Source organism: Ancylobacter terrae (assembly GCF_045108345.1).
Lineage (GTDB): Bacteria > Pseudomonadota > Alphaproteobacteria > Rhizobiales > Xanthobacteraceae > Ancylobacter.
The window spans coordinates 35,211-56,101 of record NZ_JBJGXH010000003.1; the positions used below are offsets into that span (position 1 = coordinate 35,211).

Here is a 20,891-nt window from a genome sequence, read left to right on the forward strand (position 1 = left end):
GCGCACTATTTCATGCCCGATTCGGCTCGGAATCAGCTAATGGCGCACGCGGTTCGACACGCACTTCGCGACGCATTGATCGACAAGGTTCAATCCGGAGAGCTCTCACCGGGGCAGGCCGAGCGCGAGGCCGAGGGGCTGTCGTGCGGGCCGCTCGCTCATGAACCGTTGCCGGGCGACTTCAATCCTATGGGTGAGGAGTTCTGGACGCTGCCGATGGCAGTGGCGTGGATCGCTTACCGCACGCCGAGTGTTGTTCGCGAATGGTGGGACCCCTATCGCGCCGAGTGCCGGGACTGGCAGTTCCGGCGGTCTCGGATCGGGTTCGACGGGCCGGTCATGGACGGGCATTTCCTCGAACAGCGCCCAAGCGCAACCCTCGCCCGGTTGAAGCTGGCCGACGCGATCCAGGATCGCACGGCACGTGATCCGGATTATTCCGTGCCCGTCATCGAGGCGATCGAGGCCTTGCACGTCGCGCTGCGGACGGGCTGCTTCACCGCGACGGGCATCTCGACGGACAACGGAACCCGGCAAGAGATACCCGACATGCTCTGGCAGGACCTCAGCTTCGGGCAGCATTTCGATGTCGACACGGCGGAGGGCCGGGGCCACGCCGCGCCGGGTCCCCTCTTCACGCAAGTTACGGTGCCGAGCGGCGCGATTACCAGACTCTGGCCTTTCCGCCGTGAGTGCCTGAAGCCGAGCCTGCCGCCGCTGATGGCACCGGAAGGGCCGGGCTACATGCCGCTCTATTGCGCCGCCCAATGGATTGCCGCCGAGGGCGGGGTGCTCGATTTCGATCCGGAGGACGCCGAGGCGTGGCGCCCGGCCTATGCGACGCTGGTCGATGCCATCTCCGGTGGCGAGGTGAGCACATCCGGCGTGGCGCGCGGCGTGCGCGAGACGGTCGACGGGGTGGCGTTCGCCGGCTGCCGGGTGAGCTATCCATTCATACGGCCCTCGCTGGAACTGATGTTGAGCGGAGATTTCCATCTGCGATCAAATCCCTATTTCGACGAGGAAAGCTGGCGGGACGGCTTCGACGATACCTTCGAGAACCGTTCGGAGAAGCGCTGGACGCAGCTCATGGTGCGCAAGGCGGACATCGCGCGGCTCTGGCCGTTTGGCGGGCCGGCCACCGTTCCGGACGTGGCGGCGATCCGGGCGAGCTATCGTAGCGGGGCGGCCGGCAAGCCGTCCTCGATGTATCTTGTCGTAGAAGAGTTTGAGGCACGCTGCGCGCGTGGCGAGGTCGAAGCGAGTGTCGGGCGTGAAGCCGAGGCGTTGTGTGCATGGCGAATTGCCCAGCATCCGTATTCGCCAAATCTGACCGCCAAGACCATCAAGACAAGGATCGCCGATCGCTTCCGGCGTTACCAAGCGTCCCGATAATATAATATCGGGCGAATAGCGGGCATCTATATCGGGCGCGCCATGGCGCCGAAGACATCTCCCGTCATTGCCGGAAATGCCCGGCGAGATTCGAGGAGATGGACCATGCAAGACCCACCTTCACCCGCGTCGGCCGTCCCGCATTTCTTCCGGCGCCACGAAGCAGCGGCATATGTGCAGGCGGCTTACGGCTTTCCCTGCTCGCGGCAATGGCTTGCCAAGCTGGCCGTCATCGGAGGCGGCCCGGTGTTCCACAAGGCCGGCCGCACGCCGATCTACGCGCCCGCCGATCTCGACGCCTGGGCGCTGGCCCGCATCGGCGCGCCGCAACGCTCGACGTCGGATCGGCCTTCGGCCAGGGCCGAGGGGTGAACGGTGGGCACCCGGCATCCGAACCACCGCCGCGTGAAGCTGCATCGCACCTACTCGATCGAGGAGGTCGCGCGGCTGTTCGGGCTGCACAAGAACACGGTGCGCGGTTGGCAGAAGGCCGGGCTTCCGCCGGTCGATGGCGGGCGCCCGATCCTGTTCAAGGGCAGTGCCCTCGCCGAGTTCCTGAAGAACCGGCGCGCCGTCGGGAAACAGCCCTGCGGCCCCAGCCGGCTCTATTGCCTGCCCTGCCGAAAGCCGCAGCGCCCGGCCGGCGGCATGGTCGACTTCATTCCCTCGAATGCGGGCGCGGGTGTGCTGTGCGGGCTCTGCCCGGACTGCCAGCGCTGCATGTTCCGACGTGTCGGTCGCGCTCGTCTCGCCGCCGTCGCGGCCGATCTCGACGTCCAGTTTCCGAAAGCCGAACCACGCCTAGGGGAATGCCACAAACACCCCGTGAAATGTGATTTGGAGGGCGGAGGACGATGGCCATGAAATGCAACGGCAAGAATGAGCGGATCAAGAGGGCGTATCTGCGCTATCTGAAGGAAGAGAAACGCCAGTCGACCTCATCGGTCGACGCCGTGGCCGCGGCGCTCGAACGCTTCGAAGTCTATACGAAGCGCCGCGATTTCGCAGCGTTCCATATCGAGCAGGCGATCGGCTTCAAAGATCATCTGGCCGCACAGTTGAGCGGGAGGAGCGGGAAGCCACTGAGCAAGGCCACGCAACTGCACACCCTCGCGGCGCTGCGAGGCTTCGTGCTCTGGCTTGCGGGGCAGCCGGGCTATCGCAGGCGAATCCGATATTCCGACGCCGATTATTTCAGCCTGTCCCTGAAGGACGCCTCGATCGCCAAGGCCGAGCGCGACATTGAGGGGCCGACGATCGAGCAGGTCCGCCATGTCGTCGAGACGATGCCAGCCGGGACGGACATTGAGAAGCGTAATCGCGCGCTCATCGCCTTCGCGCTCCTTACCGGCGCCCGCGACGACGCTCTGGCGTCCCTGCAGTTGAAGCATGTCGACATGGCGAGGCGTGAACTGGTGCAGGACGCACGCGACGTCCGCACCAAGGCGTCGAAGACAATCGTGACGGCATTCTTTCCGGTTGGCGAGGACCTGCATGAGATCGTCGCTGCGTGGATCGCGTTCCTGATCCACGAACGGCAATGGGGTCTGGGCGATCCTCTCTTTCCGGCGACCCGCATTGCCGTTGGCGCGAGCCGGCGGTTCGAGCCGGCCGGGCTTGACCGGAAAGGCTGGAGCACGGCCGCACCGATCCGCGCCATCTTCCGTGACGCCTTCGCCGCCGCCGGGCTCCCCTATTTCAACCCGCATTCATTCCGCAAGACGCTGGCCCGGCTCGGCGAGCAGGTCTGCCGCACGCCGGAGGAGTTCAAGGCGTGGAGCCAGAACCTCGGCCACGAGAAGGTGCTGACGACGTTCACGTCCTATGGGCAAGTCGCCCGCGAGCGCCAGCACGACATCATCCGCTCGCTCGCCGGATCGCGCACGCCATCAACGGCGCCGACCCTGCAGGACCTGTTGCGGCAGGCACTGGATGTGGTGGGCGCCCGGCCGGCCAGCTGAACCGCGCTATCGCGCGAAATCCCGCGCGGTGGCTATTCGGTGGCTATTCGGCGGAAGCAAGCCGCCGCCATGCGTCGGGCGCTGCGAAAATATCCGTTATTTTTCAGAGGTTTATTTGGCGCACCCGGCACGATTCGAACGTGCGACCTTTGCCTTCGGAGGGCAACGCTCTATCCAGCTGAGCTACGGGTGCCGATGGCCTGTCGGCGCGTGAGAAGCTTCTTAATCGATGTCCCGGGCGCGGGCAACCGGGGCGGCGCCTCCTCGGCACGTCGCGCGCCGCCCTTTGGCCCGATCGACCTGCATGGCGGCGGTGCTCGCACCGAGGGCCTGGGCCTGCGGGCACGGTCGATCCGCGTCGGTTGCTCCGGCGCGCCCGTTCATCCGGGCGGCGCGTCGTGCCCCATCGCCTCCGGCGCGCCGCGTCCCGGCGTTTCCCGCCGCGCATTGTGCCGGCGCCGCGCCGCGTCCCCTCCCCTCGCTCCCGTGTGACAGACCGTTGACAGCGACTTATACTCAGCCTTAGCATAAGCCTGATCCCCGGGCCTTTCGCCCGGTTCTTTCTTGCCCATATTATGCTCAGTTGGAGCATAAGGGAGGATGCCATGCTCGACGCCATGCCCGCCCGCGAGATCCCGGCCCGCGACATGCCCGCGCGCGCCGGCGCCGCGCCGGACGCGCTCGCCCCGGCGCCCGAAGCGCTGCCGCTGCCACATCTCTATGCGCGGGTCGCCAAGCACATCACCCCGGCGGAATGGCCGCTGATCGCGCGCGAGGTCGAGGCGATCGAGCGGCTGAAGCGCGAGCGCAACGCCGTCATCCTCGGCCACAACTACCAGGCGCCCGAGATCTTCAACACGGTGGCGGACATCGTCGGCGACAGTCTCGCCCTCGCCCGCGAGGCGGTGACGGTCGACGCCGACGTCATCGTCATGGCCGGCGTGCATTTCATGGCCGAGACGGCGAAGCTGCTCAACCCCGCCAAGACCGTGCTGATGCCGGACCTGCGGGCCGGCTGCTCGCTGGCCGAATCCATCACGGCGGCCGATATCCGCCTGCTGCGCCAGCGCTATCCCGGCGTGCCGGTGGTCACCTATGTGAACACCTCCGCCGAGGTGAAGGCCGAGAGCGATTATTGCTGCACCTCCGGCAACGCGGTGAAGGTGGTGCGCGCGGTGGCGAAGGAATGGGGAGTCACCCGCATCCTGATGCTGCCGGACGAGTATCTCGCCCAGAACGTCCAGAAGGAGGTTCCGGAACTCGAGCTGATCGCCTGGAAGGGCCATTGCGAGGTGCATGAGCGCTTCACCCCGCAGGACATCCGCGACCTGCGCGAGGCGCATCCCGGCCTCGTCGTGCTGGCGCATCCCGAATGCCCGCCGGAGGTGGTGGCGGAGGCCGACTATGCGGGCTCCACCGCCGGGATGGCGGATTATGTGCGCGACGAGAAGCCCGGCCGGGTGGTGCTGATCACCGAGTGCTCGATGGCCGACAATGTCGCCGTCTCCAACCCCGAGGTCGAGTTCGTGCGGCCCTGCAATCTGTGCCCGCACATGCGGCGCATCACGCTGGGTGCCATCCGCCGGTCGCTCGAGACGATGACGACGCCGGTCGAGATCGACCCCGCCGTCGCCGATCGCGCGCGCCTTGCCGTCGAGCGCATGCTCGCCATCCGCTGAGAAGGACCCGAACCGGTGAATATCCCCGTCGAGACCGGCGCTGCCGAACGCCCGGATCATGTGGTGGTGGTGGGCGGCGGCGTCGCCGGCCTCGCCACGGCGCTGCGGCTCGCGCCGCTGCCGGTGCTGCTGCTGGCGCGCGATCCGCTCGGCGAGGGCGCCGCGACGCCGTGGGCGCAGGGCGGCATCGCCGCCGCGATCGGGGCCGACGACGCGCCGGAGCTGCACGCGCAGGACACGGTGAAGGCCGGCGCCGGCCTCACCGAGCCGGAGGTGGCGCGCGCCGTGGCGGGCGCCGCCCCGGCCGCCATCGACTGGCTGGTCGGGCTCGGCACGCCGTTCGACCGCACCCCGGAAGGCGCGCTGGCGCTCGGCATGGAAGCCGCGCATGCGCGCCGGCGCATCGCCCATGCCGGCGGCGATTCGACGGGGCGCGCGGTGCTGGAAACGCTCGCGGCCGCCGTCCACGCCACCCCCTCGATCACGCTGGTGGAGCGCCTGCGCGCCACCCACCTGCTGCGCGACGCCAATAGTGCGGTGCGCGGCATCGCCGCCACCGGGCCGACCGGCCAGCGCGCGCAGATCGCCGCGCGCGCGGTCGTGCTCGCCACCGGCGGGCTCGGCGGGCTCTATGGCGCCACCACCAACCCGCTCGGCGCGGTCGGCTCGGGCCTCGCCCTCGCCGCGAGGGCGGGGGCGGTGATGCGCGACATGGAATTCGTGCAGTTCCACCCCACCGCCATCGTCGCGGCGGACATCGCGCCCGGCGCCGGCGGGCCGGCCTCCATGCCTCTCGCCACCGAGGCGCTGCGCGGGGAAGGCGCGATCCTCCTCAACGACCGCGGCGAGCGCTTCATGGCCGGCGTACCGGGCGCCGAGCTCGCCCCGCGCGACGTCGTCGCCCGCGCCATCTTCGCCGAGATCGCCGCGGGACGGCGGGTGTTCCTCGACGCGCGGATGGAGGGGCTGGAGACGCGCTTTCCCGGCGTCGTCGCGCTGTGCCGGCAGGCCGGCATCGATCCGCTGCGCGCGCCGATCCCGGTGCGGCCGGCGGCGCATTACCACATGGGCGGCATCGCGGTGGATGCGCGCGGGCGTGCCTCGCTGGACGGGCTGTGGGCCTGCGGCGAGGTCGCCTCGACCGGGTTGCACGGCGCCAACCGCCTCGCCTCGAACTCGCTGCTGGAGGCGCTCGCCTACGCGCGGTGGATCGCGGCGGACATCGCCGGCGCGTCCGCGCCGGCCGCCGCCGCGACCCTGCCGGTGACGGCATCGCCGGTGGCCGATGCCGCGCAGCGGGCGGAGATCCGGGCGCTGATGGAGCGGCAGGTCGGCGTGGTGCGCGAGGGCGCCGGGCTCGCGGGCGCGGCGCGACGGCTGGCGGCGCTGGCCGGGGCGCAGTTCGATGCCGCGGCGGGCGCCTTCGCGGCGGCGGACGACGCGGCGCTGGTGGCGCTGATGGTCGCCGCCGGGGCGCTGGCGCGGCGGGAGAGCCGGGGCGGGCATTTCCGCGCCGATTTCCCGCTCACCGCCGCCGTGGGCCGCCATGCCGACACCACGCTCGGCGACACGCTCGAAGCCCTCGCCGGTGCCGACGCCGACCGGCGCGTCGCCTAGCGCGCCTCGCAGGCCGCACTAAGCGCCGTCGGGATCGACGGCGGCATCCGGCCGGGCCGGCAGCGCGCCGCACGGACGGCGGATCCGTCCCGACGGCCCCGACCACCCGGCGCGCGCGGCCGGGCACCACCCGAACCCGATGACGAGCATGCCATGACCCCGCCTTCGCCCTTCCCGCTTTCCCCCCTGCCCCGCCTGCTCACCGAGCCGCTGGTGCGCGCCGCGCTGATCGAGGATCTCGGCCGCGCCGGCGACATCACCACCGATGCGGTGGTGCCGGCGGATGCGCGCTTTTCGGCGGTGATCGCCAGCCGGCAGGCGGGCGTGGTGGCGGGCACCGATCTCGGCGTCATCGCCTTCGGGCTGGTCGATCCCACCCTAGCCGTCACGGTGGAGCGGGGCGACGGGACGCCGGTCGCGCCCGGCGACGTGGTGCTGCGGCTGGACGGCCCGGCGCGGGCGATCCTCACCGCCGAGCGGGTGGCGCTCAACTTCATGAGCCGGCTGTCCGGCATCGCCACCGCCACCGCCACGCTGGTCGCGGTGGCGCGGGCGCACGGGCCGGCGCAGGTGGTGTGCACGCGCAAGACCACGCCGGGCCTGCGCGCGGTGGAGAAGCACGCGGTGAAGGCGGGCGGCGGCTCGAACCATCGCTTCGGGCTCGACGACGCGGTGCTGATCAAGGACAACCACATCGCGGTCGCCGGCGGCGTCACCGCCGCGATCGCCCGCGCCAGGGCGCATGCCGGGCACCTCGTCAAGATCGAGGTCGAGGTCGACACGCTCGATCAGCTCGAGGAGGCGATGATCGCGGGCGTCGACGCGGTGCTGCTCGACAACATGGACCCGGCGACGCTGGCCCGCGCGGTGGGCATCGTCGGCGGCCGGGCGATCACCGAGGCGTCGGGGCGCATCTCCGCCGCGACCATCGGCGCGGTGGCGGCGAGCGGGGTGGACCTGATCTCGGTCGGCTGGATCACCCACAGCGCGGCGATCCTCGACCTCGGGCTCGACGCGGCGGCGGCCTGAGGCGGCGGGGAGGGCTCCCGCGCTCGCGCGGTCGGCGCCGCCGGGACAGTCAGGCCGGGCGGAACGGCGCCCGGCGGGGGCTCACTTCCATTTCGGCAGCGGTATCACGCCCCCGACGGCTCCCTCGATCGCTCCCCACAGCACGCCGATCACGGCGTTCCACACCTTCTCCATCAGCACGGTGGCGAGGCCGGTAATGACGGTCACGAAATTCTTCGCCGTGCGCGCCAGGTTGCCGGTGAAGAAGGTGAACAGGTCGTCGTCCAGTTCGCCGGCCGCGCGGGCGGCGGTGATCCATCCCGCCTGCTTCGCCATTCCCTGAAGCTGGGTCCGGGAGAAGCCGGCCAGCGCCGTGATGTCCTTCTTGGCGATGCCCGATGCGGCGGCGACGATATCCGCCATCAGCTTGCCGAGGTCGATGCCGGCCATGACGTCACCTCATCTCTGGAGAGCGCGCTCATAGACGAGCGCCTGCTGGATCGAGAGCCCGAAGGCCTCGCGGAACCCGCCAACCAGCATCGGGCTGAGGCCGCGTGCCGCGTCGGTGTCGCGCATCTTGATCATCACGGTGGAGGCCTCCTCGAGCACCTGCGGCGTCGGCGCATCCGGCAGCTTGCCGGAGCCGAGGAAGCCCGGGGCGGAGGGGGCAAGCCGCGCCAGCGCGGAGACCCGCAGCGCGTCGAGCTTGCCGATCACATTGGCGTAGGCGTCCGCCCGTTTGGGGAAGGTGGCCGGCTTGGTCCCCGCCCCGACGCCGGCGAACAGCACCATCGCCTCCTCGTTGGCCTTCTGGATGCCGGTCACCAGGGCGGCGTCGTAATCGGGGGCGAGGCGGACCGCGCAGCCGCCGAGGCCGAGCGCGGCGAGCAGCGCGACCGCCACCAGCAGACGTGCCACAAGCAGGTGCGCCACGAGCAGGCGCACCACGAGCAGACGTGCCAGGAGCCGATGCGTCGTGGGCGGCGTCCCCCCGAACGAGCCCGCCGTCACGCCTCCGGCTGCCCCCGATAGCCGCGCCGCCATCCCACCCATCGGCATCGCGCCCCCACGCGACTGCGGCCGGGCGGCCCTCCTGCCCCATCGGCCGAGGGTATGATGGCACTGCGCGGTAATGCACGCAATAGTCGCGTTCATGTCAGCCTGCACCCGATAGGAGAGCCGCTCTCCCGCGACTGTTACCGCCGGGGGTTCCACCCACGCGCGGCGCGCATGGCGAATGCTCTTGAAACAAGCACGCCTTTGTGCGAAGCAATACGTGTCTGCACAAGACCATGCGGGAGAGACCGGAAGGTTCCTCGCGGGAACCTGCCGGCGCCGACGGAGCAACCCCCCAGGAAACTCTCAGGCACCAGGGACCGCATGGTTTGGACAATCTGGAGAGAGGGGTCGGCGGCGCTCGGAGCACCGCAAGGCCTCCACCGAAGGGGAAGCCCGAGGCGTTCGGCGGCTGTGCTGCCGGTCTTCGCGGGTCACGCTCTCAGGTACCGCGACAGATTGGGGACAGCCGGGGCGGCCGATATCCGCCCTGACACGTCCTCATGCGCGCGGGAGAGCCCCATGTCCGCCATTGCCAGCAGCCCCGTCCCCCATATCGCCGTCATCGGCGCCGGCATCACCGGCGTGACCACCGCCTATGCCCTCGCCGAGAAGGGCTATACGGTCACCGTGCTCGACCGCCAGCGCTATGCGGCGATGGAGACCTCCTTCGCCAATGGCGGCCAGCTTTCCGCCTCCAACGCCGAGGTGTGGAACTCCTGGGCCACGGTGCTGAAGGGCATCAAGTGGATGCTCACCCCCGACGCGCCGCTGCTGATGAACCCCAAGCCCTCCTGGCACAAATATTCCTGGATGGCCGAGTTCCTCGCCAACATCCCGAACTACAAGGCCAACACCATCGAGACCACCCGCCTCGCGATCCTGGCGCGCGACTACATGTTCAAGGTCGCCGAGCGCGAGGGCATCGACTTCAACCACGAGACCCGCGGCATCCTCCACATCTACCGCGACAAGGCGAGCTTCGAGGCGGCCGGCCGCGTATCCGAGCTCTACCGCGCCGGCGGGCTCGAGCGCCGCGCCGTCACGCCGGCCGAGATGACGGCGATCGAGCCGACCCTGCACGGCAGCTATTACGGCGGCTACTACACCCCCTCCGATTCCACCGGCGACATCCACAAGTTCACCCGCGGCCTCGCGGCCGCCTGCGTGCGGCGCGGCGTGCGCTTCGTGCACGAGGCGAACGTCGAAACCCTCACCCACGCGGCGACGGGCGTCGACATCAGCTGGACCGTGCCGGGCGAGGGCGAGGCGGGCGTCGTCACCCGCGAGAGCCTGCATGCCGATGGCGTGGTGGTCTGCGCCGGCGTCGGCTCGCGCGACATTGCCGCCCAGCTCGGCGACCGGGTGAACGTCTATCCGGTGAAGGGCTATTCGATCACCGTGTCGCTCGAGGACGAGGCCAGCCGCAACGGTGCGCCCTGGGTCAGCCTGCTCGACGACAAGACCAAGATCGTCACCTCGCGCCTCGGCGCCGACCGCTTCCGCGTCGCCGGCACCGCCGAGTTCAACGGCGAGAACCGCGACATCCGCGCCGACCGCATCCGCCCGCTGGTGGACTGGGTGCGCCACCTGTTCCCGGAGGTCGACACCGACAAGGTGCAGCCCTGGGCGGGCCTCAGGCCCATGCTGCCCTCGATGATGCCGAAGGTGGGCGCGGGCGCGCGGCCGGGCGTGTTCTACAACACCGGCCACGGGCATCTGGGCTGGACGCTCTCCTGCGCCACCGCGCAGATGGTGGCCGAGAAGGTCGCCGCCGACCTGCCCTTCGAGGCCGCGGTGGAGCTGCGCCGGGCGGCCTGATCGGCAGCCCGATCCCGCCGGGCGCGCCCCTTTGGCGGACCCCGCCCCGATGAACCCGCCGCCCGCCGCTATTCGGCGGGGGTGACCCGACCCCCGCGAAACAGCCGGCCGCGCTCGACGATCAGCACGATCGCCAGCGCGGCGGTGCCGAGCAGCGCGAAGCCGAGCGCGAGCGGCAGCGTGGTGCCGTCGAAGTTCTGGCCGATCAGGAAGCCCAGCAGCGCGCCGCCCACCGTCGAGACGAAGCCCAGCAGCGAGGACGCCGTGCCGGCGATGTGGCCGACCGGCTCCATCGCGATGGCGTTGAAGTTCGAGGCGACCAGCCCGAAGCAGAACATCAGCCCGGCCTGCGCGATCGAGAAGGCCAGCAGGCTCTCATGCCCGGCCAGCACCAGCCCGGCATGGAGGAGGCTGATGGCGATGAAGCCGATCAGCGCCGCGTGCGAGACCCGGTGCATGCCGAGCCGGCCGACGATGCGCGCGTTGAGCAGCGAGGCCAGCGCCATGAAGGCGGCGACGGCAGCGAAGACGGTGGTGAGCAGGTGCGGCGCGCCGAAGGCGTCGGCGAAGATCTGCTGCGCCGAGTTGATGTAGCCGAACAGCCCGCCCATCACCATGGTCATGGCCAGCATGTAGCCCATGGTGGTGCGGCTCGCGAACACCCGGCCGAAGGCGTGGGTGACGCCGGCAAGCGTGATCGGCACCCGGTCCTCGGGGTGCAGCGTCTCCGGCAGCCGCGCCAGCATCCACACCACCAGCACCGCGCCGAACACGGTGAGCCCGCCGAAGATGGCGCGCCACGGCGCCGCCAGCATGATCAGCTGGCCGATCGAGGGGGCGAGGATCGGCACGGCGAGGAAGACGATGAACACCAGCGACATCACCCGCGCCATCTGCCGGCCGGAATAGCAGTCGCGCACGATCGAGGTCGCCAGCACGCGCGTCGCGGCGGCGCCGATGCCCTGCACCACGCGGGCGACCATCATCACCTCGAAGGACGAGGCGAAGGCCGCCGCCGCCCCGGCCAGCGTGTAGAGCACGATGCCGAACAGCAGCACCGGCCGGCGGCCGAAGCGGTCGGACAGCGTGCCATAGACGATCTGCGCGCCGCCGAAGCCGAGCAGATAGGCGGTGATCACCCATTGCGCGTAATTGCCGTGGGGGATGCCGAGCGAGGCGCCGATCTCGGGCAGCGCCGGCAGCATGATGTCGATCGCCATGGCATTGGTCGCCATCAGCGCGGCGATGAAGGCCACGAACTGGCGGAAGCCCATGCCGCGATGCGGGCCGGGCGCGGTTGAGGCGGTGGTCATGGGACTTTCAGACGATGCAGGCGTACAAACGAGCCCGCCACAGTGCCGAGCCGGCGCCGTCTGGCAAGTGCGGCACCGCCACAACGGCGCCGATTCCGCCCGGCGTCGCGCAGAGGTGATGCGCGGCCGGCGCATGGCGCACCGGCCGGACCGCCGCTCACAGCTTTACGGCCCGCAGCCGCAGCGCGTTGCCGATGACGCTGACCGAGGACAGCGACATGGCGAGCGCCGCCACCATCGGCGAGAGCAGGAGGCCCAGCGCCGGATAGAGCACGCCCGCCGCGATCGGCACGCCGGCGCCGTTGTAGACGAAGGCGAAGAACAGGTTCTGGCGGATATTGGCCATGGTCGCGCGCGAGAGGTGGCGCGCCCGCACGATGCCGCCGAGATCGCCCTTCACCAGCGTCACGCCGGCGCTCTCCATCGCCACATCCGTGCCCGAGCCCATGGCGATGCCGACATCGGCGAGCGCCAGCGCGGGCGCGTCGTTGACGCCGTCGCCGGCCATGGCGACGACGCGGCCCTCGCGCTTCAGCCGTTCGACCACCGCCGCCTTGCCCTCGGGCGGCACCTCGGCCTCCACCTCGGCGATGCCGAGCCGGCGCGCCACCGCGTTCGCCGTCACCCGGTTGTCGCCGGTGAGCATGACGACGCGGATGCCCTCGGCGGCGAGATCCTTCAGCGCCTGCGGCGTGGTCGCCTTCACCGCGTCGGCGATGGCGATGACGCCGGCGACCTTGCCGTTGATCGCGGCGAAGATCGCGCTCGCCCCATCGGCGCGCAGCGCATCGGCGCGGGGCCCCAGCGGCCCAGGGTCGATGCCGAGCTCGGTCAGGAAGCCGGCGCTGCCGAGCATCACCCGCTTGCCCTCGACCATCCCGTAGGCGCCCTTGCCGACGGGGGAATCGAAGCCGCGCACCTTCGGCACATCGAGGCCGCGCGCCTGCGCCGCCTGCACGACGGCCTGCGCCAGCGGGTGCTCGGAGGGGCGCTCCACCGCCGCGGCGAGGCGCAGCAGCGCCGCTTCATCGATCCCTTCCGCGGTCTCGATCGCCACCACCGAGGGCTTGCCTTCGGTGAGTGTGCCGGTCTTGTCGACGACCAGCGTGTCGACCTTCTCCAGCCGCTCCAGCGCCTCGGCGTTCCGGATCAGCACGCCCATCTGCGCGCCGCGCCCGACCCCGACCATGATCGACATCGGCGTGGCGAGGCCGAGCGCGCAGGGGCAGGCGATGATCAGCACCGCCACCGCCGCGATCAGCGCATGGGCGAGGCGGGGCTCCGGCCCGAAAGCCGCCCAGGCGGCGAAGGCGAGCGCCGCGCTCGCCACCACCAGCGGCACGAACCAGCCGGCCACCTGGTCGGCGAGGCGCTGGATCGGCGCGCGCGAGCGCTGCGCCTCGCTCACCATCTGCACGATGCGGGCGAGCACGGTGTCGCGCCCGACCTTGCCGGCGCGGATGACCAGCGCGCCGGAGCGGTTCAGCGTGCCGCCGATCACCCTGTCGCCCGCCTGCCGCGTCACCGGCAGCGATTCGCCGGTGACCATGGATTCGTCGAGCGCCGAGCGCCCCTCCTCCACCGTGCCGTCGACCGGCACCTTCTCGCCGGGGCGCACGCGCAGCCGCTCGCCGACCGCGACCTGATCGAGCGCCACCTCCTCCTCGCTGCCGTCGGCGTTCAGCCGCCGCGCCGTCTTGGGGGCGAGGTCGAGCAAAGCGCGGATGGCGCCTGAGGTCGCCTCGCGGGCGCGCAGTTCCAGCACCTGCCCGAGCAGCACCAGCACGGTGATGACGGCGGCCGATTCGAAATAGACCGCGACCGTGCCGTCGGCCGCGCGGAAGGCGGCGGGGAACAGGCCGGGCGCCAGCACCGCAATGAGGCTGTAAAGGTACGCGACGCCGGTGCCGAGCGCGATCAGCGTGAACATGTTGAAGTGGCGCGAGACCAGCGAGGCCCAGCCGCGCTCGAAGAACGGCCATCCCGCCCACAGCACCACGGGCGTCGCCAGCGCCAGCTGGATCCAGCCCGAGACCGCCGGCGGCACGAGATGGTGCAGCGCCGGCACGAGATGGGCGCCCATCTCCAGCGCGAACACCGGCACGGCCAGCGCGAGGCCGATCCAGAACCGGCGCGTCATGTCGTCGAGTTCGGGGTTCGGCCCTTGCTCGGCGGAGAATTCCACCGGCTCCAGCGCCATGCCGCAGATCGGGCAGGAGCCGGGGCCGATCTGCCGGATTTCCGGGTGCATCGGGCAGGTGTATTCGGCGCCCTCGATCACCGGCGCCGGCGGGCGCTCGCCGAGATAGCGGGCGGGGTCGGCGATGAACTTGGTGCGGCAGCCGGGATTGCAGAAATAATAGCTGTGCCCCTGATGCTCGGCCCGCAGCGTCGTCGTGTGCGGATCGACATCCATGCCGCAGACCGGGTCCTTGACGAGGTGGCTTGCCGCGGGAGACGGCGACGCGGGGTGGGCGTGCGAGTGGGCGGCGTGGTCGTGGGCGGCGGGGTCGTGAGCGTGCCCCGCGTGGCCGGGGTGCGCATGACCGGCATGATCGTGGTGCGCATGCTCGTCGGCCGCATGATCGTGGGCCGCATGCTCGTGACCGCCGCAGCAGCCACCGGCGGGAGCGGGCGTCGTGGCCGCGCGCGCGGGTGCCGCCGCGGTACCGGAGCAACATGAAGCCCCCGCGCCGGACGGGTCGTTGCGATCGGTCCGATCGGCCTGATCGTCCACCTCACTGCACTGACTGGTCACACGATCCGGGGCGTTTTCCGGCGGATGCCCGGAGCCGCCGCAGCCGCAGGCCGGCGCCGGCCCGTGCCGGTCAAGCTCTTGATCCGCCATCTCTTCTCTCCCGTTGCGAGATACCCTAATGGGGTATTTTGACTTGCGTTATATACCCACCCACGGTATATGTCCATGATGCAGGACAAAACGCGCGACCAGTGCCGCAAACGTCTCAACCGCATCGAGGGGCAGGTGCGCGGCATCGGCCGGATGCTCGATCAGGATCGCTATTGCATTGATATTCTGACGCAAATCGCCGCCGTGCGGGCCGCCCTCAAGCGCGTCGAGGAAGAGGTGCTGCGCGACCATGTCGGCCATTGCGTCGCCCATGCCATGCGCGCCGGCGACGCCGACGAGCAGCGCCAGAAGATCGACGAGCTGATGAATGTGCTCGGACGCGTGACCGGCTAAGCGGCGATCAATCGGCGCGCGACAAGGCGACCTCGATCTCGCGAAAGGCATCCGGGTTGTTGGCACGCGCCCGAGCGATGGAAGCAGCGTGGCGCTGGGCGAAAGCCGCCACTCCCTGCAGCGTCTCAGGATAGGGCTCGCCAAGACTCCAGAACAGGAAGCCATGCCGGACCAGAGCTTCCACCTTTCTCCATTGCTTCTCGTCGGAACGCTTCGGCGGCTTGAACTTCCGTGTCAAGCCGATGCTCGGGCCGCCGCATTCCGGGCAGGGCAACACCGCCGCCTCCCGGTCTGCGCGCTTGAAGCTCTTGCGGCACCGGAAGCAGGCATAGGGGTGGAGGTAGCGCGAGTTGACCGGCCCGCCCTTCTGGGCCGGAGGTGGCGAGATTCGCTGGTTCATCGCCTTAGTTCCACGGTTCCTCACCAATCGGCGCGATTCGATTGCTGGTGCGATGTCAGCTGCAAGGCGAAGAGTACCCCGCCTTGCGGTTACCGGTATCGCACGACGACAATATACCCCCAGAAATTCTCCTCGATGCCGCTCAGGGCGGTGTCAGCCCGAGCGAGGCGATGTAGGAGGCGTTGATGCGGGCCCGGGCGAGGCGGGTGCCCTCGAGATAGGCCTCCAGCGTCGCAAGCACCTGATCGCGCGGGGGTTTTTCCAGCGAGGGCCAGAGTTCGGGCGGCACGTCGCCGAACCGGGCAATCGCATCCCAGCCCGGCGGCCGCGCGATCGAGACGACGGTGGAGCGGGAATCGAGATTCTTGTAAGTCCAGAAGCTCCAGCCGATGCCGAAACTCTCGTTCATGGTACGAAACTTCTCGTTCCACTCGTCGGTCAACTCGCCGGTCTCGCCGAGAAACAGCGGCACGCCCCAGCGGTTGCTGAAATTCAGGTAGGACTGGACTTCGCGCCGCTCCGGGCTGGCCCAGAACTTGTGGTAGGTGTAGCCCGAATTACTGTCGAGCGGGCGGCTGAACACGTCGAAATTCGTGCTCCACTGCGCCGCGGCGAGGATCACCGGGTGGTTGCGGTCCTCGGCGCGGATGGCCTCGATGATCCGCGCATAAAAGGGCTCCAGCCGGGGATTGAGATAGTCGTTGTCGTGATAGGGCGAGATCGGCTCGTTCAGAAGATCGTACCCCAGCACCGCCGTCTCGTCCTTGTAGCGGGCGGCGATGCGGCGCCAGAGGTCGACAGTTTGCCGTTGATATTCAGGAACATAGAACATCAGCGGGTAGCCGATGCCGTCGTCGTGGTTGACGCCGGTCTGCCCGCCCGGCGCGGCGTGAAGGTCGATGATCGCCTTGATCCCCGCCTCCCGGCACCAGCCGATCACACGGTCCAGCAGCGCCCAGCCCTCGCCCTCCGCCCCATCGGAATCCACGAAGAACTTCCAGTGCAGCGGAAGCCGGACGGTGGTGAAGCCGGCGGCCTTGAGGAAGCGGATGTCCTCCTCGCGGATATAGCTGTCACGGAAGCGCCGCCAGAACCGCGCGGCGTCCTCGGGTCCCACGAGGTATTCAATAACCCCCTCGATCTCCCGCGGCGCCAGCGCCTCGTGGAACTTGAACATGTAGCCTTCCGGCACCAGCCAGTTGCCGAAGCTCATGCCCCTGATATGAAAGGTGGATCCGTCCGGGTTCACGAACCGCGTGCCCTCGGCGCGCACGAAGCCCGGCACGTGCACGGGACGGGCCTCGCCCGGGACGGCGACCGGGATTCCGGCCGGCGCCTCGGCGTGCAGGGCGGCGCCGGCGAGGGCGAGGAAGGCCGCACCGCAGGCGGCGACGAGAGCGGATCGCATCATCGGCGCACCCTAGCCGCTTCCGCGCCGCGCCGACAATCACGCATCATCGGGGCGCGGGCCACCGTCGCGCCACGTGACAGCCGCCGCCGGCCGGGCTAAGCGAGACGACCCCGCCGCCGATCCCCCTGCTCCCGATGTTCCTGATCCTCGCCCTCTATTTCGCCGCCGCCGTGCTCGCGCTCGCCGTCATGACGGCCGGACGGCGCGTCCATCCGCTCGTCGCCCTCATTGTGGTGGCCATCGGCTTCGCCGTCGCGGCAGGCATGGCCATGAGCCAGTTCGGCAAGGCCTTCGGAACCGGCTTCGCCCAGGCCGTCAACGGGCTCGGCCTTCTCGTGCTGGCGGCGGCGATGATGAGCGAGATCGCCGACAGCACCGGCGCGACCGCGCGCTTGATGGCAGCGGCGCGTGGGTGCCGCCGCCCCTGGCTGCCGATCGGCGGATTGTCCCTCATCGGCGGCCTCGGATCAACGCCGGCCGCCGCGTTCGCCCTTCTGGCCCCGCTTCGCCGCGCGCTCGGTGGAACCGAACGGGCGGCGCTCGACCTCGGCCTCGGGCTCTCGGCGGCGCATGGGGCGCTGCTGCCGGCGCCGGTGATGCTCGCGAGCGTGACCATTCTCGGCGCCGACTGGCGAATGGTGCTGGAGTACGGCGCCGTGGCGGCGCTGGCGGGTGTCGGTGCGGCGCTACTCATCGCCCGCGCCGGGGAGACGGCGCTCCCCGAGCCCGCCCCTGATCCGATCGGCGACAAGCCGGTGGCGCCGCGGCGGGCCGTTCTCGCCCTCCTGGTCACGACGGCGGTGCTGCTGGCGATGCTCGTCACCCAGTCGCTCGGCGACATCGCCAGCGAGCCCTTCGGCGGCGGACCGAACCGCGAATTCCTGCTGGGTATCGGCCGGCCCGCCGTGCTGCTGCCGGTGGGGGTCGGCCTGCTGCTGCTGCTGAGCTGGCGCTGGGAAACCGGTGGGCTGTCGCAGCACGGCTGGGCGGGTCGCGCCATCCCGAACGCCGCCAGCCTTATCCTCATCCTGGGCGCGGCGGGCGGGCTGCAGCGGATCGTGCAGGAAACCGGCATGCCGGAGATGAACGCCGAACGGCTGCTCGACTTCCTTCCCGTCCCGGCGCTCACGCTGGTCATTCCCTTTGCCGTGGCCGCGATGGTGAAGACGCTCCAGGGGTCGTCGCTGGTCGCCGCGATCACCGCCGCGGGTATGATTGCGCCGGTCCTCGGCACGCTTGGCCTCGACGACGCCAGCGGCCGCGCCCTCGCCGCGCTCGCGATCGGTGCCGGCGCCATGGCCGTATCCCATGTCAATGACGGTCTTTTCTGGCTGGTGGCGGCGGCGACCGGCCGGACCGCCGCCGGGACTCTGCTGCGGTTCAGCCTCGGTACGGGCGTGCAGGCGGGCATCATCCTCGCCGTGCTGCTTTTCATGCGCCAGCTTGCCCTGTGAAGGAAGCGCGCCCCCGGCGCCGCTTTGTGATACGACCGTAAAAAAGGTCGGGTACTTGGCCGAATCCCGCCGGCACGAAACTCAGGCAGACGCATGCAGACGGAAGACCCCCGCATTTCCGAGATCCTCGACGTGATCGCCAGCGAAACCAACGTCGATCGCGCGCTGTTCCAGCCGGACATGCCGGTGGCCGAACTCGGCATCTCCTCGCTCGATCTGATCGAGACCATATTCAAGCTGGAAAGCCGTTTCGACATCGAAATCCCCAATGACGGACCGTTGAACGGCAATGGCGTGACCGTGGGTACGCTCACCGAGCACGTCATCGCGCTGCTCGACGCCAAGGCCGCGAAGACCGCTTCATGAGCGCGCGCGTTGCGGTCACCGGCCTGGGTGCGCTGTCCGCGCTCGGCCAGGACGTCGCCACTCACCTCGACGGGCTCAAGGCCGGCCGGGTCGGCATCGGCGAGACGCAGGGCATCGACGTCTCCACCATGAAGGCACGGATGTCCGCGCAGGTGCGGGACTTCGTGCCGGAAGCGCATTTCGAGCCGCGCCAGCTCGGCCTCATCGACCGCACCTCACAATTCGCCGTGGTCGCGGCCCGGCAGGCGATGGCCGATGCCGGAACGGCGCTCGACGGCGTGGCTCCGCAGCGCGCGGGCGCCATCTTCGCCGCCTCGGTCGGGTTCCACGCCGTCGACGACAGCTATCACAAGCTCTATTTCGAGAAGGCACCGCGTCCACACCCCTTCACGGTGCCGCGCGCGATGCCGAGCGGCCAGGTGAGCCACGTCACCATGGACCTCGGCATCCACGGCCCCTCCTTCTCGATCGCCTCGGCGTGTTCGTCCGCCTCGCACGCCATCGGCACGGCGTTCCACATGATCCGCTCCGGCATGCTGGATGTCGCGGTGGCGGGCGGGGGTGAATCGCAGCTCACCTACGGCATGCTGAAGAGCTGGGAGGCGCTGCGCGTGCTCTCGCCGGACGGCTGCCGTCCCTTCTCGAAGGATCGCAACGGCCTCGTCATTGGCGAGGGCGCGGGCGCCGTGGTGCTGGAGAACATGGACCGCGCCATCGCCCGCGGCGCGAGGATCCATGCCGAGATCGTCGGCTTCGGCATGAGCGCCGACGGACGCGACATCACCGCCCCGGACATGGGAAGCTGCGCGCGGGCGATCGCGGCGGCGCTGGAGGATGCCGAGCTGCCGCCGGACGCGGTCGGCTATGTCAATGCGCACGGCACCTCGACGCCGCTGAACGACAAGACCGAGACCGGTGCGATGCGCCTCGTCTTCGGGGCGCATCTCGACCGGCTGCCGGTGTCCTCGTCGAAATCGCAATACGGGCACACCATGAACGCCTCCGGCGCGCTCGACATGGTGACGACGACGCTGGCGCTGCGCGAGGGCCTCCTGCCGCCGACCATGGGCTTCACCGAGCCGGACCCGGAATGCGCCATCGACTGCGTGCCGAACGCCTCGCGCGCGGCGCCGATCGAGGTCGCGATCTCCTCAAGTTTCGCCTTTGGCGGGCTCAACGCCGTGCTGGCGCTGCGGCGTTATCCTAGCTGAGCGGCCTCGCCACCGAACTGCAGGCTGTCGCCAACCGAGCCGCCCAGGCGTTCGGCGATGCCGGCGCGATGTCGCTCAAGCTCGCTCCGGCAGAACGCGGCGATCTCGCGGGGGAGCCTGCCCAGTTCGTTGCGCCTTGCGATGAGTGTCAGCTGGCGGCGGAAGCCCGGCCCGGGCAGCGGTCGGCAGGCGAGACCCTCGAGCGGGAGCGCCGATTCCACAATGCACAGCGGCGTGGTGATGGCGAATGCGCCGCCGCCCGCCAGCGCCGCCGCGACCCCGAACGGCGTATCGAATTCCAGCCGCCGCCCGATGTCGAGGCGAATCCGGCGCAGGTGCCGGTCGATCTCCATCCCCGTGCGCGAGCGGGCGGAAAAGCGCACGAAGGAGAGCTCGCGCGCGAGTGCCGCGAGATCCTGCGGGCGCGTCGGTGCGGGCCGGTCGGCGGGCATCAGCAGCACATAGGGCTCGGCCACCAGCGACCAGCGCTCCAGCCCCTCGAGCTCTTCGAGCGCGTCGGCGCCAACGAGGAGATCGATCTGGCGGGTCAGCAGCGCGCTGGCGTGGGCGGCGGTGAGGCCGGAGAGGATCGAGACCTGCTCGGCCGTCTCGCCGAGCCGCCCGGCAAGCGGGCCCATCAGCACGCGCGACAGGGAATCGACCAGCCCTACCCGCAGCAGCGGCAGTCGGCTGCTTTCGGTCTCGCGCAAAAGCGGCACGATCTGCCGGGCCTCGGACAACAGCGCGCTCGCGCGCTGGCGCAGCGCGCCGCCCGCCGTGGTCAGCACCATCGGCCGGGCGCGGCGGTCGAACAGGGCGACGCCGGTGCGCCGTTCGAGCTCGGCGACGGCCTGCGAGATCGCCGGCTGGGTCAGCCCCAGGCGGCGCGCGGCCAGCGCCATGGTGCCGGCATCGCAGACCGCGAGGAAGATCTCAAGCCCGCGCAGGTCGAACGGAAGCGTGTCCGCCATCGTGCCGCTCCCCCCTGCCTTCCTGC

19 protein-coding genes, 1 tRNA gene and 2 riboswitches are annotated in these 20,891 nt (G+C 70.1%); of the genes, 12 read left to right on the forward strand and 8 right to left on the reverse strand.

The window, feature by feature from the left end:
• The first annotated feature begins 39 nt into the window (after positions 1-39).
• The 4 genes from ACEUEL_RS16735 (at position 40) to ACEUEL_RS16750 (ending at position 3,356) form a co-directional block, all read left to right on the forward strand.
• Positions 40-1,395 (forward strand): hypothetical protein, encoded by a 1,356-nt coding sequence (locus ACEUEL_RS16735; protein ID WP_405707658.1) that lies wholly within the window; start codon positions 40-42, stop codon positions 1,393-1,395.
• A 105-nt stretch (positions 1,396-1,500) separates the two neighbouring features.
• Positions 1,501-1,767 carry a hypothetical protein gene (locus ACEUEL_RS16740; RefSeq protein WP_405707660.1) on the forward strand — a complete coding sequence of 89 codons (267 nt, stop codon included), beginning with the start codon at positions 1,501-1,503 and terminating at the stop codon, positions 1,765-1,767.
• A gap of 33 nt (positions 1,768-1,800) precedes the next feature.
• Positions 1,801-2,259: a helix-turn-helix domain-containing protein gene (locus tag ACEUEL_RS16745; RefSeq protein WP_405707661.1), complete on the forward strand. Its 459-nt coding sequence runs from the start codon at positions 1,801-1,803 to the stop codon at positions 2,257-2,259.
• Positions 2,256-3,356, forward strand: coding sequence for a tyrosine-type recombinase/integrase (locus ACEUEL_RS16750; protein ID WP_405707662.1), 1,101 nt, complete (start codon positions 2,256-2,258; stop codon positions 3,354-3,356). Before ACEUEL_RS16745 ends, ACEUEL_RS16750 begins: the two co-directional genes overlap by 4 nt.
• A gap of 116 nt (positions 3,357-3,472) precedes the next feature.
• On the opposite strand, the gene ACEUEL_RS16755 is transcribed toward ACEUEL_RS16750, so the two are convergent.
• Positions 3,473-3,549 (reverse strand) — tRNA-Arg (locus tag ACEUEL_RS16755).
• Between the two features lie 454 nt (positions 3,550-4,003).
• On the opposite strand from ACEUEL_RS16755, the gene nadA reads away from it, so the two are divergent.
• The 3 genes from nadA (at position 4,004) to nadC (ending at position 7,681) form a co-directional block, all read left to right on the forward strand.
• Positions 4,004-5,035 (forward strand): quinolinate synthase NadA, encoded by a 1,032-nt coding sequence (gene nadA / locus ACEUEL_RS16760; RefSeq protein WP_405708429.1) that lies wholly within the window; start codon positions 4,004-4,006, stop codon positions 5,033-5,035.
• Between the two features lie 15 nt (positions 5,036-5,050).
• Positions 5,051-6,652 (forward strand): L-aspartate oxidase, encoded by a 1,602-nt coding sequence (locus ACEUEL_RS16765; protein WP_405707664.1) that lies wholly within the window; start codon positions 5,051-5,053, stop codon positions 6,650-6,652.
• Positions 6,653-6,805: 153 nt separating this feature from the next.
• Positions 6,806-7,681, forward strand: a complete 876-nt coding sequence (nadC, locus tag ACEUEL_RS16770; protein ID WP_405707666.1) for a carboxylating nicotinate-nucleotide diphosphorylase — start codon at positions 6,806-6,808, stop codon at positions 7,679-7,681.
• 81 nt (positions 7,682-7,762) lie between these two features.
• On the opposite strand, the gene ACEUEL_RS16775 is transcribed toward nadC, so the two are convergent.
• Complete coding sequence (locus tag ACEUEL_RS16775) at positions 7,763-8,110, reverse strand: hypothetical protein (RefSeq protein ID WP_405707668.1); 348 nt, start codon at positions 8,108-8,110, stop codon at positions 7,763-7,765.
• A gap of 9 nt (positions 8,111-8,119) precedes the next feature.
• Positions 8,120-8,593, reverse strand: coding sequence for a hypothetical protein (locus tag ACEUEL_RS16780; protein ID WP_405707669.1), 474 nt, complete (start codon positions 8,591-8,593; stop codon positions 8,120-8,122).
• Between the two features lie 352 nt (positions 8,594-8,945).
• A riboswitch (glycine riboswitch) is annotated at positions 8,946-9,049 on the forward strand.
• A 1-nt stretch (position 9,050) separates the two neighbouring features.
• Positions 9,051-9,178, forward strand: a riboswitch (glycine riboswitch).
• A 60-nt stretch (positions 9,179-9,238) separates the two neighbouring features.
• On the opposite strand from ACEUEL_RS16780, the gene ACEUEL_RS16785 reads away from it, so the two are divergent.
• Positions 9,239-10,537: a D-amino acid dehydrogenase gene (locus tag ACEUEL_RS16785; protein ID WP_405707671.1), complete on the forward strand. Its 1,299-nt coding sequence runs from the start codon at positions 9,239-9,241 to the stop codon at positions 10,535-10,537.
• Between the two features lie 68 nt (positions 10,538-10,605).
• Here the strand turns inward: ACEUEL_RS16785 and ACEUEL_RS16790 are convergent, their stop codons facing one another.
• Positions 10,606-11,850 carry a multidrug effflux MFS transporter gene (locus ACEUEL_RS16790; RefSeq protein WP_405707672.1) on the reverse strand — a complete coding sequence of 415 codons (1,245 nt, stop codon included), beginning with the start codon at positions 11,848-11,850 and terminating at the stop codon, positions 10,606-10,608.
• A 157-nt stretch (positions 11,851-12,007) separates the two neighbouring features.
• A complete protein-coding gene (locus ACEUEL_RS16795) occupies positions 12,008-14,698 on the reverse strand; it encodes a heavy metal translocating P-type ATPase (RefSeq protein ID WP_405707674.1) in 2,691 nt (896 codons plus the stop codon).
• Between the two features lie 78 nt (positions 14,699-14,776).
• On the opposite strand from ACEUEL_RS16795, the gene ACEUEL_RS16800 reads away from it, so the two are divergent.
• Positions 14,777-15,052: a metal-sensitive transcriptional regulator gene (locus ACEUEL_RS16800; RefSeq protein WP_405708432.1), complete on the forward strand. Its 276-nt coding sequence runs from the start codon at positions 14,777-14,779 to the stop codon at positions 15,050-15,052.
• Between the two features lie 7 nt (positions 15,053-15,059).
• Here ACEUEL_RS16800 and ACEUEL_RS16805 read toward each other — a convergent pair whose 3' ends face one another.
• Positions 15,060-15,452, reverse strand: coding sequence for a hypothetical protein (locus ACEUEL_RS16805; RefSeq protein ID WP_405707676.1), 393 nt, complete (start codon positions 15,450-15,452; stop codon positions 15,060-15,062).
• Between the two features lie 142 nt (positions 15,453-15,594).
• A complete protein-coding gene (locus ACEUEL_RS16810; protein WP_405707677.1) occupies positions 15,595-16,863 on the reverse strand; it encodes a glycoside hydrolase family 5 protein in 1,269 nt (422 codons plus the stop codon).
• Positions 16,864-16,997: 134 nt separating this feature from the next.
• On the opposite strand from ACEUEL_RS16810, the gene ACEUEL_RS16815 reads away from it, so the two are divergent.
• The 3 genes from ACEUEL_RS16815 (at position 16,998) to ACEUEL_RS16825 (ending at position 19,894) form a co-directional block, all read left to right on the forward strand.
• Complete coding sequence (locus ACEUEL_RS16815) at positions 16,998-18,317, forward strand: GntT/GntP/DsdX family permease (RefSeq protein WP_405707679.1); 1,320 nt, start codon at positions 16,998-17,000, stop codon at positions 18,315-18,317.
• Positions 18,318-18,410: 93 nt separating this feature from the next.
• Positions 18,411-18,683 carry an acyl carrier protein gene (locus tag ACEUEL_RS16820; protein ID WP_405707680.1) on the forward strand — a complete coding sequence of 91 codons (273 nt, stop codon included), beginning with the start codon at positions 18,411-18,413 and terminating at the stop codon, positions 18,681-18,683.
• Positions 18,680-19,894 carry a beta-ketoacyl-[acyl-carrier-protein] synthase family protein gene (locus tag ACEUEL_RS16825; RefSeq protein ID WP_405707682.1) on the forward strand — a complete coding sequence of 405 codons (1,215 nt, stop codon included), beginning with the start codon at positions 18,680-18,682 and terminating at the stop codon, positions 19,892-19,894. Before ACEUEL_RS16820 ends, ACEUEL_RS16825 begins: the two co-directional genes overlap by 4 nt.
• On the opposite strand, the gene ACEUEL_RS16830 is transcribed toward ACEUEL_RS16825, so the two are convergent.
• Positions 19,882-20,865 (reverse strand): LysR family transcriptional regulator, encoded by a 984-nt coding sequence (locus tag ACEUEL_RS16830; protein WP_405707684.1) that lies wholly within the window; start codon positions 20,863-20,865, stop codon positions 19,882-19,884. The genes ACEUEL_RS16825 and ACEUEL_RS16830 overlap by 13 nt on opposite strands.
• Positions 20,866-20,891: the final 26 nt, after the last annotated feature.